The 21,108-nt window shown below is 65.6% G+C and carries 17 protein-coding genes; 6 read left to right on the top strand and 11 right to left on the bottom strand.

Features of this window, described 5'->3' with window-relative positions:
• Positions 1-27: 27 nt before the first annotated feature.
• The 4 genes from gvpJ to gvpM are packed head-to-tail and all read left to right on the top strand — an operon-like array spanning position 28 to position 2,277.
• A complete protein-coding gene (gvpJ, locus tag C493_RS17180; protein WP_007260756.1) occupies positions 28-627 on the top strand; it encodes a gas vesicle protein GvpJ in 600 nt (199 codons plus the stop codon).
• Positions 624-968 carry a gas vesicle protein K gene (locus tag C493_RS17175; RefSeq protein WP_007260755.1) on the top strand — a complete coding sequence of 115 codons (345 nt, stop codon included), beginning with the start codon at positions 624-626 and terminating at the stop codon, positions 966-968. Before gvpJ ends, C493_RS17175 begins: the two co-directional genes overlap by 4 nt.
• Complete coding sequence (gene gvpL, locus C493_RS17170; RefSeq protein ID WP_007260754.1) at positions 965-1,951, top strand: gas vesicle protein GvpL; 987 nt, start codon at positions 965-967, stop codon at positions 1,949-1,951. The genes C493_RS17175 and gvpL overlap by 4 nt, the downstream gene beginning before the upstream one ends.
• Positions 1,948-2,277 carry a gas vesicle protein GvpM gene (gvpM, locus tag C493_RS17165; protein ID WP_007260753.1) on the top strand — a complete coding sequence of 110 codons (330 nt, stop codon included), beginning with the start codon at positions 1,948-1,950 and terminating at the stop codon, positions 2,275-2,277. Before gvpL ends, gvpM begins: the two co-directional genes overlap by 4 nt.
• Before the next feature lie 120 nt (positions 2,278-2,397).
• On the opposite strand, the gene C493_RS17160 is transcribed toward gvpM, so the two are convergent.
• Positions 2,398-2,613, bottom strand: coding sequence for a hypothetical protein (locus tag C493_RS17160; protein ID WP_007260752.1), 216 nt, complete (start codon positions 2,611-2,613; stop codon positions 2,398-2,400).
• Positions 2,614-3,168: 555 nt separating this feature from the next.
• Here C493_RS17160 and C493_RS17155 point away from each other — a divergent pair.
• Both C493_RS17155 and C493_RS17150 read left to right on the top strand, forming a co-directional pair.
• Positions 3,169-5,718, top strand: a complete 2,550-nt coding sequence (locus C493_RS17155) for a vWA domain-containing protein (protein WP_007260751.1) — start codon at positions 3,169-3,171, stop codon at positions 5,716-5,718.
• On the top strand, positions 5,715-11,003 hold the full coding sequence (locus tag C493_RS17150; RefSeq protein ID WP_007260750.1) for a right-handed parallel beta-helix repeat-containing protein: 5,289 nt from the start codon (positions 5,715-5,717) through the stop codon (positions 11,001-11,003). The genes C493_RS17155 and C493_RS17150 overlap by 4 nt, the downstream gene beginning before the upstream one ends.
• Before the next feature lie 100 nt (positions 11,004-11,103).
• Here C493_RS17150 and C493_RS17145 read toward each other — a convergent pair whose 3' ends face one another.
• The 10 genes from C493_RS17145 to C493_RS17105 form a co-directional block, all read right to left on the bottom strand.
• Positions 11,104-12,114 carry a Gfo/Idh/MocA family protein gene (locus C493_RS17145; RefSeq protein WP_007260749.1) on the bottom strand — a complete coding sequence of 337 codons (1,011 nt, stop codon included), beginning with the start codon at positions 12,112-12,114 and terminating at the stop codon, positions 11,104-11,106.
• A gap of 474 nt (positions 12,115-12,588) precedes the next feature.
• Positions 12,589-13,650, bottom strand: coding sequence for a zinc-dependent alcohol dehydrogenase family protein (locus C493_RS17140; RefSeq protein ID WP_007260748.1), 1,062 nt, complete (start codon positions 13,648-13,650; stop codon positions 12,589-12,591).
• A gap of 194 nt (positions 13,651-13,844) precedes the next feature.
• Complete coding sequence (locus C493_RS17135) at positions 13,845-14,987, bottom strand: Gfo/Idh/MocA family protein (RefSeq protein ID WP_007260747.1); 1,143 nt, start codon at positions 14,985-14,987, stop codon at positions 13,845-13,847.
• A gap of 128 nt (positions 14,988-15,115) precedes the next feature.
• Positions 15,116-15,274: a hypothetical protein gene (locus C493_RS22320; protein WP_007260746.1), complete on the bottom strand. Its 159-nt coding sequence runs from the start codon at positions 15,272-15,274 to the stop codon at positions 15,116-15,118.
• Positions 15,275-15,308: 34 nt separating this feature from the next.
• Positions 15,309-15,926: a nitroreductase family protein gene (locus C493_RS17130; protein WP_007260745.1), complete on the bottom strand. Its 618-nt coding sequence runs from the start codon at positions 15,924-15,926 to the stop codon at positions 15,309-15,311.
• A 330-nt stretch (positions 15,927-16,256) separates the two neighbouring features.
• A complete protein-coding gene (locus C493_RS17125) occupies positions 16,257-17,330 on the bottom strand; it encodes a methionine synthase (RefSeq protein WP_007260744.1) in 1,074 nt (357 codons plus the stop codon).
• Entirely contained in the window at positions 17,327-18,328 is a 1,002-nt protein-coding gene (locus tag C493_RS17120) for a hypothetical protein (RefSeq protein WP_007260743.1), read from the bottom strand. Before C493_RS17120 ends, C493_RS17125 begins: the two co-directional genes overlap by 4 nt.
• A 201-nt stretch (positions 18,329-18,529) precedes the next feature.
• A complete protein-coding gene (locus C493_RS17115) occupies positions 18,530-19,141 on the bottom strand; it encodes a YIP1 family protein (protein WP_007260742.1) in 612 nt (203 codons plus the stop codon).
• A 115-nt stretch (positions 19,142-19,256) separates the two neighbouring features.
• Entirely contained in the window at positions 19,257-19,862 is a 606-nt protein-coding gene (locus C493_RS17110; RefSeq protein ID WP_007260741.1) for a HemK2/MTQ2 family protein methyltransferase, read from the bottom strand.
• Positions 19,863-21,086 carry a mechanosensitive ion channel family protein gene (locus C493_RS17105; protein ID WP_007260740.1) on the bottom strand — a complete coding sequence of 408 codons (1,224 nt, stop codon included), beginning with the start codon at positions 21,084-21,086 and terminating at the stop codon, positions 19,863-19,865.
• Positions 21,087-21,108: the final 22 nt, after the last annotated feature.

Here is a 21,108-nt window from a genome sequence, read left to right as displayed (position 1 = left end):
CAGTCGGCGACACCGGCGGTGATCGCGATGGTCGATGATTTCCAGCCGAGCCGGCAGAAGGCGGATCTCGCCGAAGTCGTCGAGATGCTGCTGGACAAGGGGATCGTCATCAACGCCGACATCGCCGTCTCGATCGGCGACACCCAGCTGCTCGGCGTCCAGGTCCGGGCCGCTATCGCCTCCTTCGAGACCGCGGCGAAGTACGGCCTCGAGTTCCCCGAGGGGACCGACATGCGCCGCGTCGCCGCGGCGGTCGACGACCCCGAACTCGCCGAGATGGAGCGACCGAATCCGGCGATCGATCCGACCCGCAGCGTCAACGTGACGCCGGACGAGGCGTACGAAGACGACGGGGGATCGGACGGGACCGACGCCGACGCCGACGGCAGCAACGACAGCAACGACAGTGACGACCAGAGCTACCGAACGCCGGATCGTGGAACCGAGCACGTCGGCGCGCGGCCGGACCCGGAGCAGCCGACGAGCGGTGGGTTCGATCTGCTTTCCGACGACGATGACGGCGACGCCGACGCCGGTACCGGCGGCAACGGTGACGGCGACGACGATAGCGACGGCGGCGGTGACGACTCGCAAGCCTCCGCGAACGCGGAGGGTGAGAACGCATGAAGCAGATCGACGTCGGCGACGGCGAGGACGCCCGCCAGGGGCTCGTAACGCTCGTGATCACGGTCGTCGAGATCCTGATCGACGCCCTGGAGCGAGAGGCGGTTCGGCGCATGGAGTCGGGCAACCTCACCGACGAGGAGATCGAACGCCTCGGCGGCCAGCTCGCCTCGATAGAGGCCGAGATCGAACAGCTCAAAGAAGACGAGGAGATCGAGGACGGCGTCGAGAACCTGCGCGGCGACCTCGACGGGCTGGTCAACGACGCCATCGAACAACTGCACGGCGAGCCGTCCGCGATCGACGAGCCCGGCTACTCCGTCTTCGGAGGTGAGGACCGATGAGCTCCGAGGGCTCGAGCGACCGTCCCGACGCTATCGACGAGATCGAAGAGATCGACGACCTCGAGGACGCGGACGCCGACGCGCTCGAGGCGGCCATCGACGAGGCGGACCTCCCCGAAATCGAGGACGGTCGGTATCTCTACTGCCTGGTTCGCCTCGACGATGACGACCGTCAGCAGGGCGAGGGAACCGACGCGTCCCTCGAGACGACCGGCGTCGACGGCGAACCCGTTTCGGTGATCGTCGAGGACGGCCTCGGCGCGGTCGTCCACGCGACCGACGGAATCTACGACTCCGGCGATCTGGCCCAGATCAGACGGTGGCTCGTCCGCCACCAGACGGTCGTCGACGAGGCCGGTGAGGCCTTCGGAACGCCGATTCCGTTCCAGTTCGACACGATCCTCCGCGGGGGCGACGCGGGCGTTCGCCAGTGGCTTCGCGAGGAGTCGACGCTCTTAGAGCGGGCGCTCTCGGAACTGGCAAACCACTGGGAGTACCGGGTCGAGGTCGTCGAGATCGACCCGATCGACGACGATGCCCTCGTCGAGCGTGACGAGCGCCTCCGGGAACTGGCGGCCAAGATCGACGGCTCGGGCGAAGGCACCGCGTTCCTGCTCGAGAAGAAGTTCGATCAGCGCCTGACGGAGCTCCGTGCGGCCCGACGCGAGTCGATCACGGCCGACCTTCGGGACCGCCTCGACGAACACGCCCGAGAGGTCCACGCCCTCGAGCGCTCGCCGAGCGCGTCGCTCGCCGACGACGTAACCGACGCCGGAGACGACGACGGCGAAACGCTCTGTCGGTTGACGCTGCTCGCCCACGAGGACGCCGAGAGCGAGATCGGCTCGGTGCTGGACGACGTGGCGGCGAACGACGGCCTCGAGGTTCGTTTTACCGGGCCGTGGCCGCCGTACACGTTCGCGCCGGAACTCGGCGGCGACGGCTCGTCCGGGACCGGGGAAGGTGGTCCTGCACAGCTATGAGACCGCAGAAGAACGAGGAGACGCTCGTCGACGTGCTCGACGTGGTGCTCAGAGACGGCGCCGTCCTCCGCGCGGACGTGATCGTCTCGGTTGCGGGGATTCCGCTCGTCGGACTCAAACTCACAGCTGCCATCGCCGGCATGGAGACGATGACCGAGTACGGGCTCTTCGAGGAGTGGGACGTCGAACGGCGACAGACGGCGGTCACCCGCCGCCAGCACAAAGGCGAGCGAAATCGAGTAGACGAGGCGTCGAGCGACGACGAACTCGGCGTCGGAAGCGCACACGAGTACGACTGGGACGTCAGCGTCGACGGCGACGGATAGCCGCCGACGAAACGCTGTACCGAGGTGTCCGAGACCGCGAGCCACAGCACCAGCCGGACGCGGTGAAAACGCGGTGGAGAGACGGCACTACTGGGATCGAAACCACGCGATCGGTTGCGGTCACGCGAACTTCGGCCGTTCTTTCGTGAGTTCGACGTCCCCAGAGACGGTCTCGGTTTCGTGATCCTCGTCGTAGACGTACTGGCCGGTGGCCCCACAGAGGGTACACTCGTACGTCTCGGAGATCTCGTTGATCATTTCCCCGTCTTCGAAGTAGACGCGGCTCTGGGTGATCTGCAGGAATTGGGCGGTCTCGCAGTTACTGCAGGTGATCATACCTGATCGATAGCCGGGACCGGTTGTAGTTATCCGGCTTGTAACCGAAAGCGCGGGTAGGCTATGGATTTCTTACCCGTCAGTCGAGCGTACGGATCGGGCCGACTCGAGTCGTCCGTGACGGCGTGTCACACACGCCGCGTCGGAGCCGAGTAACGAGCAGCTAACCGACGGACTGCGCTGGGATGAGAGGGAGAAGGCACAGTCGCGGTAGTCGGTGCTAAACCGAATTCGCATCGATGTTTCCGAGCGTTATCCACCCACTTCCGGAGCCAATTTGCGACCGGGCCTCCAGCGATCGAAACGGAATCGAGCGGTCGACTGAACCGCGAGTTGATCGTCTGTTTCAACACCCTCACAGACCCCTTCGTCCGACGTTATGACTCGGAGCGCGCCTCGAACCGTCGCCGGCGACTCGAGCGATTCTTTGTTCACCCCCAGGAGTTGAAAATACATACATATATCTGAAAGTCTTCAGAATTTATAATTGTCTGACGCCGAATGGTACCACGAGTGATGGAGAGGCGTCAATTCATTCTGGGGACAGCCGGTGTCGTGTCGCTCACGACCGGCGTCGAGGGACGGATACGGGGAACCACGAACGGGACCGAGACGGGGTCGTACACGGAACTCGACTCGGATCGGTTTCCAGCCGCGACGACGATCGCGTGGATCGTCGATCGCTTCGTCCAGGTACACGCGGCCGATTCGCCGGTCGTCGGACACGAACTCGAGACGACTGGCGTCGCAATCGAAACGATCGGTTCGCGCGACGAGTACAGCGTGATCAGTGATCGATTCAACTGGGACGACTTCGACTATTCGGGTAAGAACGCCTTCTCGAGTCTCCTGAGCGCGGTTGCGTGGCCGCTCTCGGGATCGGCGTCGTTCCCGGACGGCTTCTTCGACGAGTACGAACTCGTGTGGCTGACCGGCGTCACCGCCGATGCGTATCGCACGTCGATCGATCAGGCCGAGACGGAGACGATGTCGATGCCCTCCGACCGACTGTTCTACAGTATCTACGGCCACGCGCCGTTCGTGTTCGCCGCCGTTCCGACCGACCAGAGTCCGGAGCCGGGAAGCGTCGTCGATCTCACGGCGACGGTCCGTCATACCGGCGAAGACGACAGCGAGCTGGCGGCCACCTCCGGTGGCGGCTATCTGGACGTCGAGGAAGTCACGACGAAAGGCGTCCGCAGAACGCCGAACGAAGAGTGGGATGTCGGAGATGCGGTTTCGTTTACCGGACTTCAACAGCATCCTCGACCGACGGTAACGACGGCGGCAACGGACGCCGAGTACGAGGACGATCTCCCCCGCCCGGTCGGCGGCTCGATCGTCACGAAACGCGGCACCGCCACCGAAGTCGGCGCCGACACCGGCGGCGACGGGGTCCGCCACGAACTCGAGAGCCGCGACCACGAGATTCTCGTCGGCGATACCATCCCGATCCAGTGGGACGAACACGACGCCGAAAACGAAACCGAGCTGACGAACGGCCCGGTCAACATCTCCCTCGTCGTCGACACCTCCGGGAGCATGCGTCAACGAGACGCCGGTCGAGCGGACGCCGACGGACCGTCCATGACGCGCCTCGAGGCGTTGAAAAAGGACCTCATTCAGGTGATCGATCTGATCGAAGAGGAGTACCGCGTCAGTCTCGTCGAGTTCAACTCGAATGCGTCCGTCGTCGAGCCGCACACCGAGTTCGACGATGCGACGCGCGAACAGTTCAAAGAGAGCGTTCGATCGCTGAGTGCGGGAGGGCAGACGACGATCGGCGGTGGCATGGCACGCGGGTTGGAGACGATCGTCGACGAACCGGGGCCGAAAACGATGCTGCTGCTCTCGGACGGCGCCGAAAACCAGCGGCCGTACGTCGACGACGTGTTGCCCGACTTTCGCAACCAGGGCGTTCCGGTCCACACGATCGGCATCGGCAGCGCTATCGACGCCGAACAACTCGAGTACATCGCCGACCAGACCGGCGGGCAGTCCGAGATCGATTTCGACGTCAACGACCTTCGAGAGTTCTACTTCGATCTGACGCCGACGGCACAGCTTCGATCGGAGCTCTCCCGGGTCGACGGGACCCTCGACGAGGACGACTTCCTGGAAGACAACTGCCAGGTCGACAGTAGCTGCGACGACGCACAGTTCGCGCTCTCCTACGAGGGCAGCGAGATGGTACTCACCGTGACCGACCCAGACGGGAACGAGATCACGGAGGGAGACGGCATCAGTCACCGCGTCGGCGACGCCCACGAAGTCTGGTCGATCGACGACCCGCCGACCGGCGAGTGGCACTACGAGGTCGACGTCCGGCAAGTCGACGCCCCCCAAAAGACGTTCGTCCAGTCGACCTCCGACTCGACGGTCGACGGCGAGCTGTACGTCACGTCCGATCTGTACGAGGCGACGGGATACGTGCGCCTCCAGCTCGTCGTCTCCGAGGGACTCGAGCGTTACACCGGCGCCCGCGCTCGGGCCGAGATCGTTCCGCCGGAGGGCGACGACGAGGACGCCGAGGTGCTCACGCTGTATGACGACGGTTCCGGACCCGACGACGTTTCCGGCGACGGGATTTACACCAACTACTACCATCCGACCGAGACGGGGACGTTCGACGTTCGGACGATCATCGAAGGCGGGAAATACGACGAACTACGGCGCGAATTCACTCATACGGCCGAGATAGCGACGGTGGTCGATGATCCGATCCAGCCGTGGGAGGACCGTTCGCCGGCAACCGACTCCGAAACGGACGAGTCGCTGCTCGAGAGGATCCCGCTAGCCGGAGTCGTCGGTGCGTCTGCACTCGGCGCCGGCTGGTGGTACTACCGGAACCACGCGGGAGACGACGCGGATGACGGGGTCGGTAATGACGGTGGCCCCGACGGTGCTGCTGGGGCGAGCCCACAGGTCGACGAGGACGCGGCAGCCGACGACGGGGAGGCGGAAGCGGAGACCGACGACGAGGACACGAACGAACTCGACGACTCCGTGGACGACGTCGACAATCAGTCGACGCCACCGGCGACCGCTGCGATCGGTGATGCTGACGCTAGCGACCGTGAGGCCGGCGACGGTGAGGACCGATGACTGCCGACGGCGACCCTCCCTCCCGCCGACGGCGACTGTTGCTCCGGAGCGTCGCCGGACTGGGTCTCTTCCCATCGATCGCGAAAGGACAGCCGGCCCAGTCGAGTGCCGTCCGGGCCGTCTCGAGCGGATCGGCGACGGCAACGTGGGAGTGGACCGACGATCACGCGGCGGGACACAGCGTCGTTCAGGGGCTCGCACAGGTCCAGTCTGACACCGTCGTCGCCGCCGGGTTCGAAACCGACGCCGATGGGACGCAGAATATTCTCCTCCGCGGGATCGACCACGGCGGCCAGGTCGACTGGCTCGAGACGGTTGGCGGTCCCGGCGGTGCGGACGCCGCACTCGACGTTACGACGAGCGCCGGCGGTGACGTCGTCTTCTGTGGGGGAATGGGATCGCGCGGGTCGCAGCATCTCGATACCGCCGTCGGAACGTTCGCGCCCCCGGATACGCTCGAGTGGCTCACCGCGTACGGAAAGACGGGAACAAACGACGCCGCTCACGCCATCGAACGAACGCCGACGAACGGCTACGTCGTCGCGGGCGGCACCCACTACCAGGGAGGGGCGTTCGGCGAGGGCGTCGGTCGATTGCTCTCGATCGACGAAGACGGGACGGAGCGATGGGATCGGACCTACGAGACCGGATACGCCGGCGAACTGTACGACGTGGTTCGAACTGCAGACGGCGAATACGTGTTCGCCGGCACTCGAGAATCGGGGTCCGGAGACGGTCACGCGTGGATCGGAACCGTCGACGCCGGCGGCAACCAACAGTGGAGCGAGACCTATGGCGGCGCCGGAAGCCGAATCGCGTACGCTGTCACCGAGGCCCACGACGGCGGCTTCGTCTTTGCCGGAACGACGACACCGCCGACTCGCTCGACCCCTTCAGCGTGGATCGGCAAGGTCGGCGCCACCGGCGGCCTCGAGTGGGAGGAAACGTACGGGACGCCGGACAGCGACGCCGCGGTTGCGATCGAGCGAACGGCGGACGGCTACGTCGCCGCGGGGTGGACCGGCGGTAACGGCTGGCTGCTCTCCGTCGACGCTACCGGTCGCATCCAGCGACAGGAGACGTACGGTGACGGCGACGGGAATCGATTCAACGCGCTCGCACGGGCCAACGACGGCTCCGTCGTCGGGGGCTACACGATCCCGTCGGGCGGCGATCCGACCGCCTGGGCAGTCGGGACCGACGGGACGGACCGATCTCGCGACCGGTTAGTGGTCGATGCGAGCGCCGACCCCGGCGATCCGGAGTACCGCGAGATTCAGGCTGCCGTCGACGACGCCGCTCCCGAGGCGACGATCGAAGTGCGTGCCGGAACGTACGAGGAGAGCGTCACGATCGACGAATCGGTCTCGATTATAGCCGACGACGGCGCCGTCCTCGCGGCACCCGGTGATGGACCGCTTCGACTCCCCGGGTTCGAGATCGATGCTGAGACGGCGCCGGACGCCGACTCCACGATCCGTGGAATTAGTATCGATCGGTTCAGTCCGGCGATCGATTTCTCCGGCACCGACGGCGACTGGCTGGTCGAAGACGTCACCGTCGAACCGGTAGTCGGGTACGATCGCTCCGAAACGCAACCGCGGGTTCTGGACGCGCGCAACTCCAGCGGCGACTGGACGCTCCGAAACGTCACGCTTCGCGGCGACGGCGACAACACCGTCGTCGACGCTCGAGACAGCACCGGCGACTGGCGTATCGAGGGTCCGTCGACGCTCGCTCGCGCACGATACGGCGTCCGGGCCGGCGGGACCGAAGGCGACTGGCGTATCCACCGGACGAATTTCGTCGATATCGAGCGCGAGGACGTCCGGGTTTTCGACGGGGACGGTGACGTCGGCCCGGTCGGCAACGCTCGCCGAAACTGGTACGACGGCGAGTCGCCCGACTGTCGAGGGAACGTACTGTGTGGCAACCCGCTCGGCGAACCGGCCAGCGAGGACGCGACCGGCGTCGAGATCGAGATCCTCGACGCGACCGGCGACGGCGACCCCGAACCGGTTCCGGAGGTAACGGTCTATCTCCTCGAGGACGCCGAGACGGATATCGAGGGCGTCGACGGCCGGTATTCCTCTCTCGGCCACTTCCTCTCCGACGTCGACGGCCAGGAGCTGCTGTTCAACGACGCCGTCGACGAGCAGGCCGTGCGGGCCCACGAAAGCGGGCCCGACGGCCTGGTCAGATATACGGGACTGGACGCAGCCAACGCCTACTCGCTCGTCGTCGTCCCGCCGGCACACCACACCGGAAATATCTGGACCGCGACGCTCGACCTCTGGGACCGGTCCGTACACGACGAGACGGTACGACTAACCAGCGAGACGCACTTCGATTACCTCGTCGACGGGACCGCGACGCGCGAGCCCGTTCTCGAGACGATTACACGAACGCTCGAATCCCACATCGACGAACGGCGGGAGGCCGTCCTCGAAACGGGATTCGAGGCGGCCGACGTTCTCGACGACGACCTTCTCGAGGTCGATGCCGGCGACGGAGCGACGGTATTCATGGGCGAACTCGCCTCCTACACTGCGGAGCAGGTAAGCGACGGTGCGGTCGAACACGACCTGCGAGACGGGATCCAGGACGTCGTCAAAGATCTCGCGATCGACGCCGGAGCGAACGCGCTTGCGAACGCGCAGGTCGCCTCCCTGTTGGGTCGGGTGAACGAGCAAGCCCCCGAAGAAGCCGCCGAGCGATACCAGCGGTACATCGACGACCTCGAGACGGTCGATCACGACTGGTTCAATCAACCCAACCGCTACGATTCGGACGATCAGCAGGTCGACTACACCGCCCTCGAAACGTACCGGGAATCCCTGGAGACGGCGCGAAACGCGACCGCCAGGCTCGACGAATTCCGCGACACCCAACCCCCGGAATCGCTCAATCACGAACACGTTCTCGAGGTGTTTTTGCAACTCGAGGAGACGCTCGACGATCCGGCCGAAATCGGAACGCTCGATCGAGAGAGCGCGTATCCGACGGACCTCGTTATCTTGCCGGACGGAACGGTTAGAGACACCCAGCGCGGTGTCGGTCATCTCACCAGTCTCAAGGCGGCCTCCGAGGAGTACGCCGACAGGAGCATCTTTGACAAAATCGGCCTCGGTGCTGACGTCGTCGGAATCGGTGCAACCATCGGGATCATCGCGGTTGGGACGGCGATGATACTCGTCCCCGAGCCCGGATCGACGGCGGCCGGAGCGGCGATCATGCTGAAGAAAACGGCCGCGGTGACGGGAACGGTCTCGACGATGTCCGACCTCGCCGCAGTGTACGACGACCTCTCCGACCGGGAGCTGCTCGTGTTGCGCTACATGGACCTTCATCTCGATTCACTCCACGATATCGATTCCCTGGGGCTGATCAGCGAGGATATCGTCGGCTGGCTCGAGGGACAGTACGACGACCCGACGACCGGCGTCGTCGACGGAACGGTTCGGTTCCAGTCCGGCGGCCTCGAGACGAGTACCGACGACCCGATCGTCCCGACGGACTCGCTCAGCGACGACGACGAGATGGAGTTGGCGCAGGGAGAGATCGACGTGGATTACGAGATCACCGGCGACGAGACGGTGCCCGGACGGATTCTCGGGTTCAGCTCTTATTTCTCAGATCGTTCTAACGAAGATTCACTGCCGCGTCTGCAGGGGTTCGTCACGACCGTTCCCTCGGCGAACGAGTCGCCCCGCCAGTTCGCGTCCGGATCCGCGGATACCGACCGGCTCGAGTACCAGTTCCACCATCCGGTCGAAGACGAGTTCCGGCTGCACTTCTACACCGTTCACCTGGTACTCGAGGGGCGGCACGTGGATACGGCGACGACGTCAGCCGTCGTCGGCGAGGAAGACTCGGGGTGGTTCGCCTCGCCGACCGTGAGTGCGGGCGCGAATAACTCGACCCGGCAGCAGCCGTATACGACCGCGGCGACGCCGGCGCAGCGACCGATGACGGCCGCGGAAGTCGACGAGTTGCGCGGCGAAACGACGACGCTGCTCGATGAGACGCTCGGTCCAGGCTCAACGGCGAGCCACTCGCTGTCGGTCGCCGGTCGTCTGAAATCAACCTCGTTCGTGCTATTTCACCCGCCGGGAACCGAGGTCGGGCTGCGAATCGAAGACGAAACCGGCGAGATCGTCGAAAGCGGGATCGAACAGACTGCCAGTGGCGAGTTCGGCGCCGAGGCCGAGGTCCGGACGGTTCCGGGCGGGACGCAGATCACGCTGTACCCCGACGCCGACGTGACGGTGACCGCGACGGCGTCGGTTCCGGCCGACCGATCACAGCCCGTTTCGATGACGCTGATGGCAATCGAGATTCCCGAACGTCCGCCCGTTCTCGGAACGAATCCAACCCGGCTCGCGGTGTTCGGCGCTCGGGGCCGGCGCCTTGCACAACGGTTCGTCGTGACCGAAGTCGGAAACCAGCGACCGATCGAGGGGATCGACGTCACGCCGGGGCCGCTCACGAACGCGACGGGGACGGCGCTTCCGCCCGAGTCGATCTCGGTCGAGTCGGCCCCACGGCGCATCGAGGCGAGTGACCGCGATTCCGCGAGGCTGTTCGTGGAGCCTCCGGCATCGCTCGAGTTGGCCGACGAGCCGACCCGGTTTACCGGAACCGTCGCGATCGACTCGGAAACCGCCGGAACGCGTCAGCTCCCGCTGTCGGTACTGCTGCTGGATACCGCGGTCGACGACGTCGACCTGATCGACGCAGACGCGTCCGTGAGTCGAGTCAGGCTCGCCACGGACAGTCTGCCCGAAGCGGCGCCGGAGCCGCCGGGCGACGTCCGCACCGTCTACGAAATCACCGTCGGCGAGTCGGGATCAGCGACGCTCAAATTGGACGAGCTACTGGCCGGCGACGAGTCAACGGACGTCGTTCCGATGCGGCTGGTCGACGAGTCGTACGAGGCCGTCGAATCCGTCGGCGGCGCCAGTACCGGACTCCTCGAGCTAGGGGCGGGCGAACACACGGTGGTCGTGACCGAACAGCGCGTTCCGGAGGTCACTGACCCCGACTCAGACTCCGACGACGAGGGCGGAGAGGGCGATCCTGACGAGAGCGGCTCCGACGACCCTCGAGACGGTGGGGCCGGTGACGAGGCCGCCTCGACGAGCGAGGGCGCTCGCGTCGAAGACGATGCGGGTCCGGCTGAGTTCCTTCGATCGCTCTCCGGCGCCGAGGTCGCTGGAATCGGCGCCGTTTCCGCCGGAATGCTCTACCTCGGCGTTCGAATGCTCTGGTCGGACGAGGAATGAGTCACCACAGCCGGCACGCTATCGGGACTCGAAGCGGAACGCCGACGCGGCCGGCCGGTTCCGAAGAGCCTCGTCTGGGCTACCGACACGCCGCGCGGCTTCACTCGGTGGATACCTCGACTCGCTCACCGGTTCTGGCGGCTTCGTAGGCCGCTTCCGTCAGCGCCGTCACCCGGAGGGCGTCTCGAGCCGTCGCCGGCGGCTCGGTGTCCGTCTGAACGCTCTCGAGGAAGGCCTCAGCGCGCGTTCGTTCGGCTCGAGCGTCGATGTAGGGCTCGTACTCACCGGCGTCGGCATCGATCTCCGTCAGCGACCGCGACCCCCACTGACGGCCCTCGAGGTAGACGGCGCCGTCGTCGTCCCAGCAGTGGACGTGCTCTCGCACCGCGGGCGCGTCGCCGTTGAACGAGAACGTCCCGGTGGCGCCGTTTGCGAATCGGACGTCGAGGTGGGCGCGCCGATCGATCCGGTCGTCCGCGTCGTGAAAGTCCATGCTCGCCGCGACCGATTCGGGCTCGAGCCCGGTCGTCCAGAGCACGCCGTCCAGAACGTGACTGCCGGTGTCGTAGAGGAATCCGCCACCGGACAGGTCGGGATCGAGCCGCCAGGTACCCCTCGAGTCGTCGATCCATCCCTGCGTCATCGAGGCGGTCAGCCAGGTCGGCGGCGAGTCGGCAAAGCGCTCTCTCGCCTCTCGAAACGCCGTCTGGAGGTGGCGCTGGTAGCCGACCATCAGCGTCTCCGCGCCGGCCTCGGCGCGTTCGGCGAGGTCGCGTGCGCGCTCGAGATCCGTCGTGAGCGGCTTGTCACAGTAGACGTGGCAGTCGCGTTCGAGGGCCGCAACGACCTGCTCGTAGTGAAGCGTGTGGGGCGTCCCGACGAGGACGGCCTCGAGGGGTTCGGTCTCGAGCATCGTCTCGTAGTCGGTGTACCGACTGTCGTCCGGAACGTCGAACGTCGGTCCGACCGTCGCCAGTCGGTCGGCGTCGAGGTCACAGAGCGCTTTCACAGTTGCGTCCGCGCGTCGGTGAAACTGTTCGCCAACGGTCGTCCCGATGTATCCTAATCCCACGATACCGATCCGAATCGGATCCGCGTCGACGTTGTCCATGGGCTGGTTGAGCGGCTATAGCGTCATTGTTCTGTGGTCGTTGTGCGCAGGTCATCAGCGCCGCCTTTCGTGCTACCGCCGATGCGCTGAGTAGCGGAACGCTGGGTCGAATCAGGCGGCACGTTAGCCCGCGAAATCCAACGCTGTGGCCGCGTTACCCGATGCCTGTCAACGGTTTGGTGTGACTACGGACGGCCAAGTGCCTGCATAACAATGGGGGCGACTCACGTCGAACCGAGTGCGGGGACGGAAGGCCCCGCCGGGTACACGCTCCACCGACACCATGACGCGCTGACCAGCCGATGCGTGCGTTCGTGCCCGGATCGCTCGGAAGTGGACTCGCCCCCGCTTCGAGTTAGCTCATGTCTCTCATCCAGGGCGGGATCCCGCCCCCGTCCGGATTTCACGAACTTACCCGTGAGCCGCGGCGCTCTGCGAACCGTGGCGACTCGAAAAAACCGCTCGAGTCCGATTTCAGAACTCGGTGACGACCGGAATACCGACGGTCTCGTAGTCGTCCATCGACGCGAGCGTCTCCGGCAGTTCCTCGAGCGTCAGCCGCTCGCCGATGATCTTGCTCGGCTCGAGGGTGCCCTGTGCGATCAGGTTGAACAGTTCCTCGTAGCGAACCAGCGGCATGCCGAAGGAGCCGTGGAAGTCCAGTTCCTGCATCGTCATCACGTCGACGGGAAGGTCGATCTGGCCCGCCTCCTCGCCGGTCGTCAGACCGACCTGGACGTGGGTGCCTCGCGTGCCGAGGCTGTTGACCGAGTTCTGGCAGGTGTCGGCGACGCCCAGCGCGTCGATGGAGACGTCGGCGCCGTTGCCGGTGATCGCCTGGACCTCCCGGGCTGCGCTGTCGACCTCGGTCACGTTGACGGTCTCGCGAGCGCCGAGTTCCCTGGCGCGCTCGAGTTTGTCGTCGACGAGGTCGATCGCGATCGGGTGGGCGCCGATCGCGTCCGCGATGTGGATCGCCGAGAGACCGACGCCGCCACAGCCGTGGACGGCCACCCAGTCGCCGGGTCGAAGGTTAGCGCGGTCGGCCAGCGCGTGGTAGGCGGTCATGAACCGACACCCCAGGCCGGCCATCTCCGTGAAGTCGACGCTGTCGGGGAGCTTGACGCAGTTGAAGTCGGCCTCGCGGACGGGGAAGGCCTCGGCGAACGCGCCCTGGGAGTACTCCGAGAGTCCGAGCGGAATCACCGTCTCGCAGTTGTTGGCCCGCCCCTCCTGGCAGTGCGGACAGCTGCCGTCGCCGAGGTGGAACGGCACGGCGACCCGGTCGCCTTCCTCGAGCGTCTCGACGTCGTCGCCGACCGCCGAAACGATGCCGGCGGGTTCGTGACCGAGAATCTGGCCCTCGGGGACCCCGGCCCCGATCCAGCTCCAGTCGCCCTGCCAGGCGTGCCAGTCGCTCCGGCAAACCCCACACGCCTCCGTCTCCACGATTACCTGATCGGGCTGTGGCTCCGGATACGCCACGTCCTCGATCTCGAGTGGTTCCCCATGTTCGTCGATTACGGCAGCTCGCATGGGACGGTGGTTCTTCCGGATACTACAAAAGTTTATGAGGTATAGATTCAGTACCGAAACAGCAACGTGTAACCCGTTTATTTTCGACTCGCGCGAGCGAGGCCGAGCGATCGGCGGCGGCGTCCTCTCGAGTCCGTTCGTCGATTCGATCGGGCGACGGTCGCGGGTACCACGTCCGGATCAACGGACGCGGGTTACGCGAGCGAGACCCACTCGCCGCGGTCGTCGCTGTCCTCGATCGCCGCGAGGACGCGCTGCGTGGCGAGTCCGTCCTCGAAACTCGGCGCGAACGGCTCGCCCGAGGCGACCGAACTGAGGAACTCGTAGTTCTCGTGGACGAAGGTGTGCTCCCAGCCCAGGACGTGGCCCGGCGGCCACCAGTGGTCGACGTAGGGATCGCTCTCGTCGGTCACCAGCACCGTCTCGTAGCCCCGATTCTCGTCGGCTCGCAACACCTCGAGTTCGTTCAGCCGCTCGAGTGAGAATCGCAGACTGCCGTCCGAGCCGTGGATCTCGATCGTGTGATCGTTCTTGTGGCCGGTGGCGTAGCGCGAGGCCTCGAGCGTGCCCATCGCGCCGTTTTCGAACTCGAGTTGTGCGGAGTAGGCGTCGTCGACGGTGACGGGGCGTGTCTCGGCGTCTCCGTCTCCACCCTCGCCGTCCACTGGCCGCTCGTCGACGAACGTCCGGCAGTGACCGCTGACGCGTTTCATCTCGCCCGCGAGGTCGTCGTCGCCGACCAGAAAGCGAAGCAGGTCGACCGTGTGGGCGCCCAGATCGCCGAGCACGCCCGATCCCGCCAACTCCTCGTCGAGACGCCACGACCACGGTTCGTCGGGATCGACCAGCCAGTCCTGCAGGTATCGACCTCGGACGTGGCGGATCTCGCCGAGTTCGCCGTCCTCGAGCAGCCGCTTTGCGTACTGGATCGCCGGCACGAACCGGTAGTTGAAGGCACAGCCGGCCGGTACGTCGTCGCCGGCCTCCCGGGCCGCCTCCGCCATCGCTTCGGCGTCCTCGAGCGTCGGCGCCAGCGGCTTCTCGCAGAACACCGGCGTCCCGGCCTCGAGGGCGGCGATCGAGGGCTCGGCGTGGACGTGGTTCGGTCCGAGGTTGTAGAAGACGTCGACGTCGTCGACGACGTCGGCCCAGTCGGTCGCGGTCGTCTCGAAGCCGAGCCGGTCGGCGGCGTCCGCGAGTTCGTCCTCGTCGCGGCCGACGAGAACGCGGCGGTTGACGTCCGGCGCGTCCGGGAAGAACATCGGGAGTCGCGCCATCGCGTTCGCGTGTGCCTGTCCCATGAATCGATAGCCGAGTACGCCAACCTCGAGCGTCATGACTCGAGGTTCGGCCACGCGACAGTTAGTCCTTGCCGCGGCGAGCGCCACGACAGCTCTCGCGACCGCGATCGCAACCGTGACCGCGGCCGGAGTCGCGGTCTCGGCGACTCCGGACGGCAGCGAGGTCAGAAGACGAGCAACAGCCCCACCACGACGACCGTCACGTAGGCGGTGACGACGGCCGCGTACGTCGCGAACTCCCGCCAGTCGAAGCCGCGAACCGAGAGGATGCTCGCGAAGAGAAACGCCAGCCAGAGGTTCGAGAGAACGGCGAGCCGCGCCATCAGCCCGTTCTCCGGTCCGAAGCAATCGCGGTCGCTACTCGAAACGGCCTCGATGCGTAATCTCGTCGATGGACTTACGTCCGCTCGGCTGCTCGCGCTCACGGAGGTCTTCGGGGAGCGTCTCGGCCGGCGCGCGCTCGCCGACGGCGAACATGGCCTCGACGGCGAACTCCTCGGGAACGTCGAGTTCGTCGGCCGCCCGCTCGTAGTCGAAGCCGGCCATCCCGTGGACGGCAAGGTCGCGGCGCGCGCCCTCGAGCGCGAGGTTCTGCCAGGCGGCGCCGGTGTCGAACGAGTGGGTGCCGGCGGGTTCGCCGTTGTGGTCGAACGTCGTCTTCGAGACGATCACGCCGAGCACCGCGGCGTCGGTCGCCCAGACCTGATTGCCTTCGGTGAGCAGGTCGACGAACGTGTCCCACTCCTCGTCCTCTCGCGTCGCGTAGACGAACCGCCAGTGCTGGTTGTTAAACGCCGACGGCGCCCAGCGGGCGGCCTCGAACAGCGGCAGGAACTCTTCCTCCTCGAGCGGTTCCCCGGTCATCGCGTACGGCGACCAGCGGGTGACGAACAGCGGATCGACGTCGTGGTCGGTCTCTCGGTGTTCGACGGCGTCTTCTTGCAGGTCGGCTCGGTCGGAGAGATACTGTTTCATCACTCGAGCGTTCGCCCCCGTACAACGTATAGTTTTTTAGACATTCGGGTCACCAGGTAACCGTCGTGTCATCGCTTCGTGTGGCCATTCCACAACCCGTATAATGATATCAGAATATTGGTCTGTGATGCATTCTAGTGGGAAGTCAGCCTCGAGTCCGCGGCACTAATCGACGGAACGCGCGACCGCGAGACGAACCGAAAACCGAGAACCAGAGAGTGAGATCGGCGAGCGGGCGAGTCCGGCGTCATACGGATTGCTATCCCGATGTCCCGGTGCAACCGCCGCCCGGGTCGCGGGTGCGCCGGACCTGACGGACAGTAACCCGTATCAGTCGTCGGCCGGCGTCGGCGCGCCGCGTTCGATATCGATGTTGCCCGCGTCGAGGTCGGCCTCGACGTTCCGGGCGGCCTCGACCATGTTTGCCATCTTGCCGTAGGCGACCTCGCGGGGCAGTAGCTTCACGCCGCAGTCCGGCGAGAGGACGAGCTGTTCCGGCGGGACGACCTCGAGCCCTTTCTTGATGTTCTCCTCGATCTGCTCGACGGACTCGGCCTCGGCGACGTGGACGTCGGTGACGCCCAGCGCCAGATCGGCGGTGAACTCGGGGTCCTTGAAGACGTCGAGCTGGTCGTAGTCGCCGTTGGCGAGCTCGAGGTCGAACTCGTCGACGGGGAACTCGAGGATTTCGGGGTAGATCCGGGAGTAGTCGCCGTAACAGACGTGCAGGCCGATGCGGACGTCCTCGGGGATGTCCTCGACGATGTGTTCTAAGGCTTCGCCGACGATGGCGTGGTCGTCGGGGGTGGTCGCGAGCGCGGGCTCGTCGATCTGGATGTACCGAGCGCCGGCGTCGACGAGCTTCTCGATCTCCTCGTTGACGAGGTCGGCGAGCGCGTAGGCGAGTTCCGCGTCGTCCTCGTAGGCCTCGTTGAACGACCAGCTCGCGAGGGTGTAGGGACCCGTGATGGGGACCTTGACGGGACGGTCGGTCGCGTCAGCCGTAAACTTGTACTCGTCGACGAGCCAGGAGTCGGTGTACTCGACGTCGCTGACGACGGAGGGCTTGTCGAAGTAGTTGTGCCCCCAGACCTTGACGGGACCGTTGAACTCGTAGCCCTCGATGCGGTGGGCGAAGAACTCGACCATCTCGTTGCGCCGCATCTCGCCGTCGACGACGACGTCCAGACCGGCGCGCTCGTGTTCGTTGGTGATGAGGCGCGCGGCATCGTCTTTCGCTTCCTGGTAGTCGTCCTCGTCGAAGCCGTGCTCGGGGTCCTCGTAGAGCTCCTTCGCGCGGTTGAGCCACTTGGGCTTCGGGTAGCTGCCGACGACGGTCGTCAGCAGGAAGTGGTCGTTCGCGTGATCCTCGGGTCGGAACTGATCTTTGTTCTCGTTGCTCATGCTGCTTTCACCTCCGCGAGCTCCGCCGCTTCGGCAAGAACGGCGAGTTTCTCCTCGAACTTGTTGTACGGCAGGTAGAACGTCTCCGTGTTCGTAGTCAGATACACCGTCTCGAACTCGGTAACCTGTAGCTGGTCTTCGACCCAGTCGACGCGGTCACGGATCGCTTCCGCGTCCTCGACGAGTGTGCTCTGCCCGTCCGCGAGACCGAGCGAGGCGGAATCGGTCGCACCGTACTCCTGGATGTTGTAGAGGTTGTCGTCCTGATTCGCGACGAAGTCGAAGCCGACCGCGTCGATATCCGCGTCGAGCAGGTGCGCGTAGACCTTCTCCTCGAGGGCGCCCCAGTAGGGCTGGACGACGACGTCGGCGTCCGTGGCGCGTGCAACCTGATCGATCGCCTCGCTGGCGCGCTCGTCCTCGCCGTCTTCGGGCGCCGACTCGACGAGCGACGGCTCGAGCAGGAACAGGGTCTCGACGTCCGGGAACGCGTCGACCTCGTCGGCGAGGAACTCCCCGATCGCCGCGAGGAATTCCGCGTCGTCGCCGTACTGTTCGTCGGTCGCGAGGTCGGCGAGCGAGTACGGACCGGGGAGGACGGCCTGCAGGTCGCCGTCGGTCAGGTCCGCCGTGGCCTCGAGTTCCGCTGCGACATCGCCGGAGGCCTCGAGCTCGTCCTGAACGACGGGCTCGCGGTAGAAGTTGTTGTTGTCGTAGTAGCGAACGATACCGCGGGTCTCGACGGCGTCGTTGACGGCCAGCGGGTGGGCGAGCATGTCGTCCCAGCGCAGCTGTCCCTCGACGATCCGGTCGAGTCCGGCGTCGTCCTGTACGTCGATCACTTCCTCGCGAGCCGTCTCGTAGGCTGCGGTGGTCTCCTCACCCTCGTCGCCGCTGATGAGGTCGTGTTTCTGATGGCCCTTGAGGTCCGAGAGGTCGTCTTTCGCCCAATCCGGGAGCGGAAACAGCCCCGGCGTGGTCGACACGTACTCAGTCATCGTACCGACGGCTAGGCTATACCGACGCTTAATATTTTCCATCCTCTGTAATACACTACAGTAATTCTTGCAGGTTTCTCCGGAGTACGAGATCGGGGTCGACAGCGTGTGTGTATAGTACTCACGGAGTTTTCGCTCGAGAACGTTTTCGGCTCGTCTCGAGACGATGTGAGCGCTCGCCGCGGCCCACGTCAGGCCCTTTCACAGAAGCGAGGTCAACAGCGACCCGATCCCGACGAGGATCGCGACCCCCATCGCGGAGCGCACGGGCACGTCGTTGGCCGCCGCGACGCCGTATCCGATAATGTAGACGCTCCAGATCGTGACGGCGAGCAACGGAATCAGTCCGATCGGAGCGACGCCGGTCGAGGAGAACGCCACGTGCCCGTCGCCGAGGTCGAGTACGGCGATGGCGCTGGCGTCGGATTCGCCGAGGTTTCCGGCGATCGTGAACGCGAGTTCGATCGGAACGGCGAGCAGGTTCGGCGCGTACGACCAGCCGACGACTGCGAGCGTCCAGCCGATCGTTCCGTCGAACGAACCGCCGCTAAAGCGGTGGACGACGATCGTGACCGCGGCGATCGCGATCCCGAGATCGATACCGGTGATAAAAACGACGTGGCCCACGGTCTCGAGCAGTTCGACGGTGGCCGGCGGATCGGCGGGCTGCGTCGCGAGCAACGCGACACTGACGACACCCAGTCCGACCGTTGCCAGCACGTAGAGGGCGAATACGGCCATCCCGACGGGAAGCGGATCATCGGCGCTGGCGAAGTACTCCGCGGGCCCCAAGAGCGGCGTCTTCGGCGACACGGCCGCGAGTTTCTCTCGAACAGTTATGTTTCTTCCCACTCATACGGTTTGCTGTAAGCCGGCGCAATCGCCGCCCGGGTCGCGGTTGCCCGGGACATCGGGACAGCAATCCGTATCAGGGGATGCGAGCGGGGTACAGCGCCAGCACTGTCAGCGTCTCGAAGGGGAACGACTCGTCGGCGAGCGCGACGGCGCTGAAGCCGTACTCGCCGGCTTCCTCGACGACCGCGTCGACGCCGGTGAGGCTACTGACGAGCAGGTAGACGACGCCGTCGGGAGCCAACACGCGCCCGACGTCCGCGAGGAAGGGGTCGATGACGGCCCGACCGTCCTCGCCGCCCGACAGCGCACGCTCCATCCAGTCGTCCCACTCGTTGTCCGGATCCGTCGGGAGATACGGCGGGTTGAAGACGACCGCGTCGAGGGCGTCGTCGGCGAAGGGAGCGACGAGGTCGGCTCTCACGGCCTCCAGCCCTTCGTCGCGAGCCTGTCTCACCGCGTGGGGGTTCAGGTCCGCGGCGACCACGTTCGCGTCCGTCTCCTCGTCGATTCGGTTCGCGACGTAGCCGGAGCCCGTGCCGACCTCGAGAACGAGCGGCTTCGCGTCGGCGTCGGTCGCCGTCTCCGAGAGCCGTTCGACGGCGGCGTCGGCCAAGAGATACGAGTCTTCGGCGGGCTGGTAGACGTCGTCGGTCGCCCCGCGGCGGTCCTCGAGTCCCATCTAATCGTCCTCCGAGGGCAGGCCTGGTGTGGGTTCCGATTCGGATTCGGATCCCGAGTCCGACTCGCCGTCGTCCGAGTCCGCATCCGACCGCTCCCCGCGCGACCTCGAGTTCCCTGCAGACGGCGCGTTCGGCCGACCGTCGTCGGCGATCCGGAAGCCGCCGGTTTCGGCTCGACCGGAGAGTTCGCGCTGCGGGTAGGGGATCTTGATTCCTGCTTCTTCGAACGCCGCTTTGATCTCGTTGATCGCCGTCGTCCGAGCGCGATTGTACCGCCTGGCGTTCGGGTTATCGATCCAGAACCGAACGCCGAGGACGACCGCCGAGTCGCCGAACTCCTTCGTGATGACTTGCGGCGACGGCGCCGTCAACGAGGCGTCCAGCTCCTCGACCCGCGATCTGGCGATTTCCGCCGCCCGCTCGGGATCGCTCTCGTAGTCCACGCCGACGTCGACCTCGATTCGCAGTCGGCCGCGCCGCGAGCGGTTCGTCACCATACTCGAGGAGATGACGTCGTTGGGGATCATGATATACTCCCCGTCGAACGACTGGAGCCGAGTGTTGACGATCGAGATGTCGGTGACGATCCCTTCCTCGTCGTCGACCTCGATCCAGTCACCGATCTCGAAGGGGCGGTCGAACATCAGGACGAACCCCGAGAGAACGGTTCCGAGCGTCTGCTGGGCGGCGATACCGATGACGATCCCGGCGAACCCGGCACCGACGAGCAGCCCGCCGAGGTCGTCGACCCAGACGCCCAGGATGACGACCAGCGACACCGACCAGATGATCACCTGCGTGACCCGGTGTGTAATCTCGCGCTGGTGGTCGGTGATGGCGGACGCCGACCCGAGGAGCTCTTCGAGGACCCGCTTGACGAAGCGCGTGACGATGACCGTCCCGACGACGAGGATGAACGTGACGGCCGCCTGGACGAGAACGCCCTGGCCGAAGTACTCCGAGTAAACGTCCCGTACGTCGTCGGTCAGCCCCCACGTACCCAGAACGACGGAAAGCGACAGTAGACAGGAGCCGATGAGGATCGTCGTCGACAGAATATCGCTGTACAGCGGCTTCGTTCGATCGTTGAGCCACCGCTGTAGCCGCCGGTAGGTCAGCAACACGACCAGCAGGAAGCCGATCGCTGCGACCGTGATCGCGATCCGGACGTCCAGCCCGAACGCGTCGAACAGCCCGCCGAGCGCCGCCTGTCGTGTTTCCATGAAATCGATCCTCGTCTCTCGA

Source organism: Natronolimnohabitans innermongolicus JCM 12255 (assembly GCF_000337215.1).
In the GTDB taxonomy this organism is placed as follows: Archaea; Halobacteriota; Halobacteria; order Halobacteriales; family Natrialbaceae; genus Natronolimnohabitans; species Natronolimnohabitans innermongolicus.
Note: the sequence above shows the minus strand (reverse complement) of the source record. Positions and strands in the feature narration are given on the sequence as shown.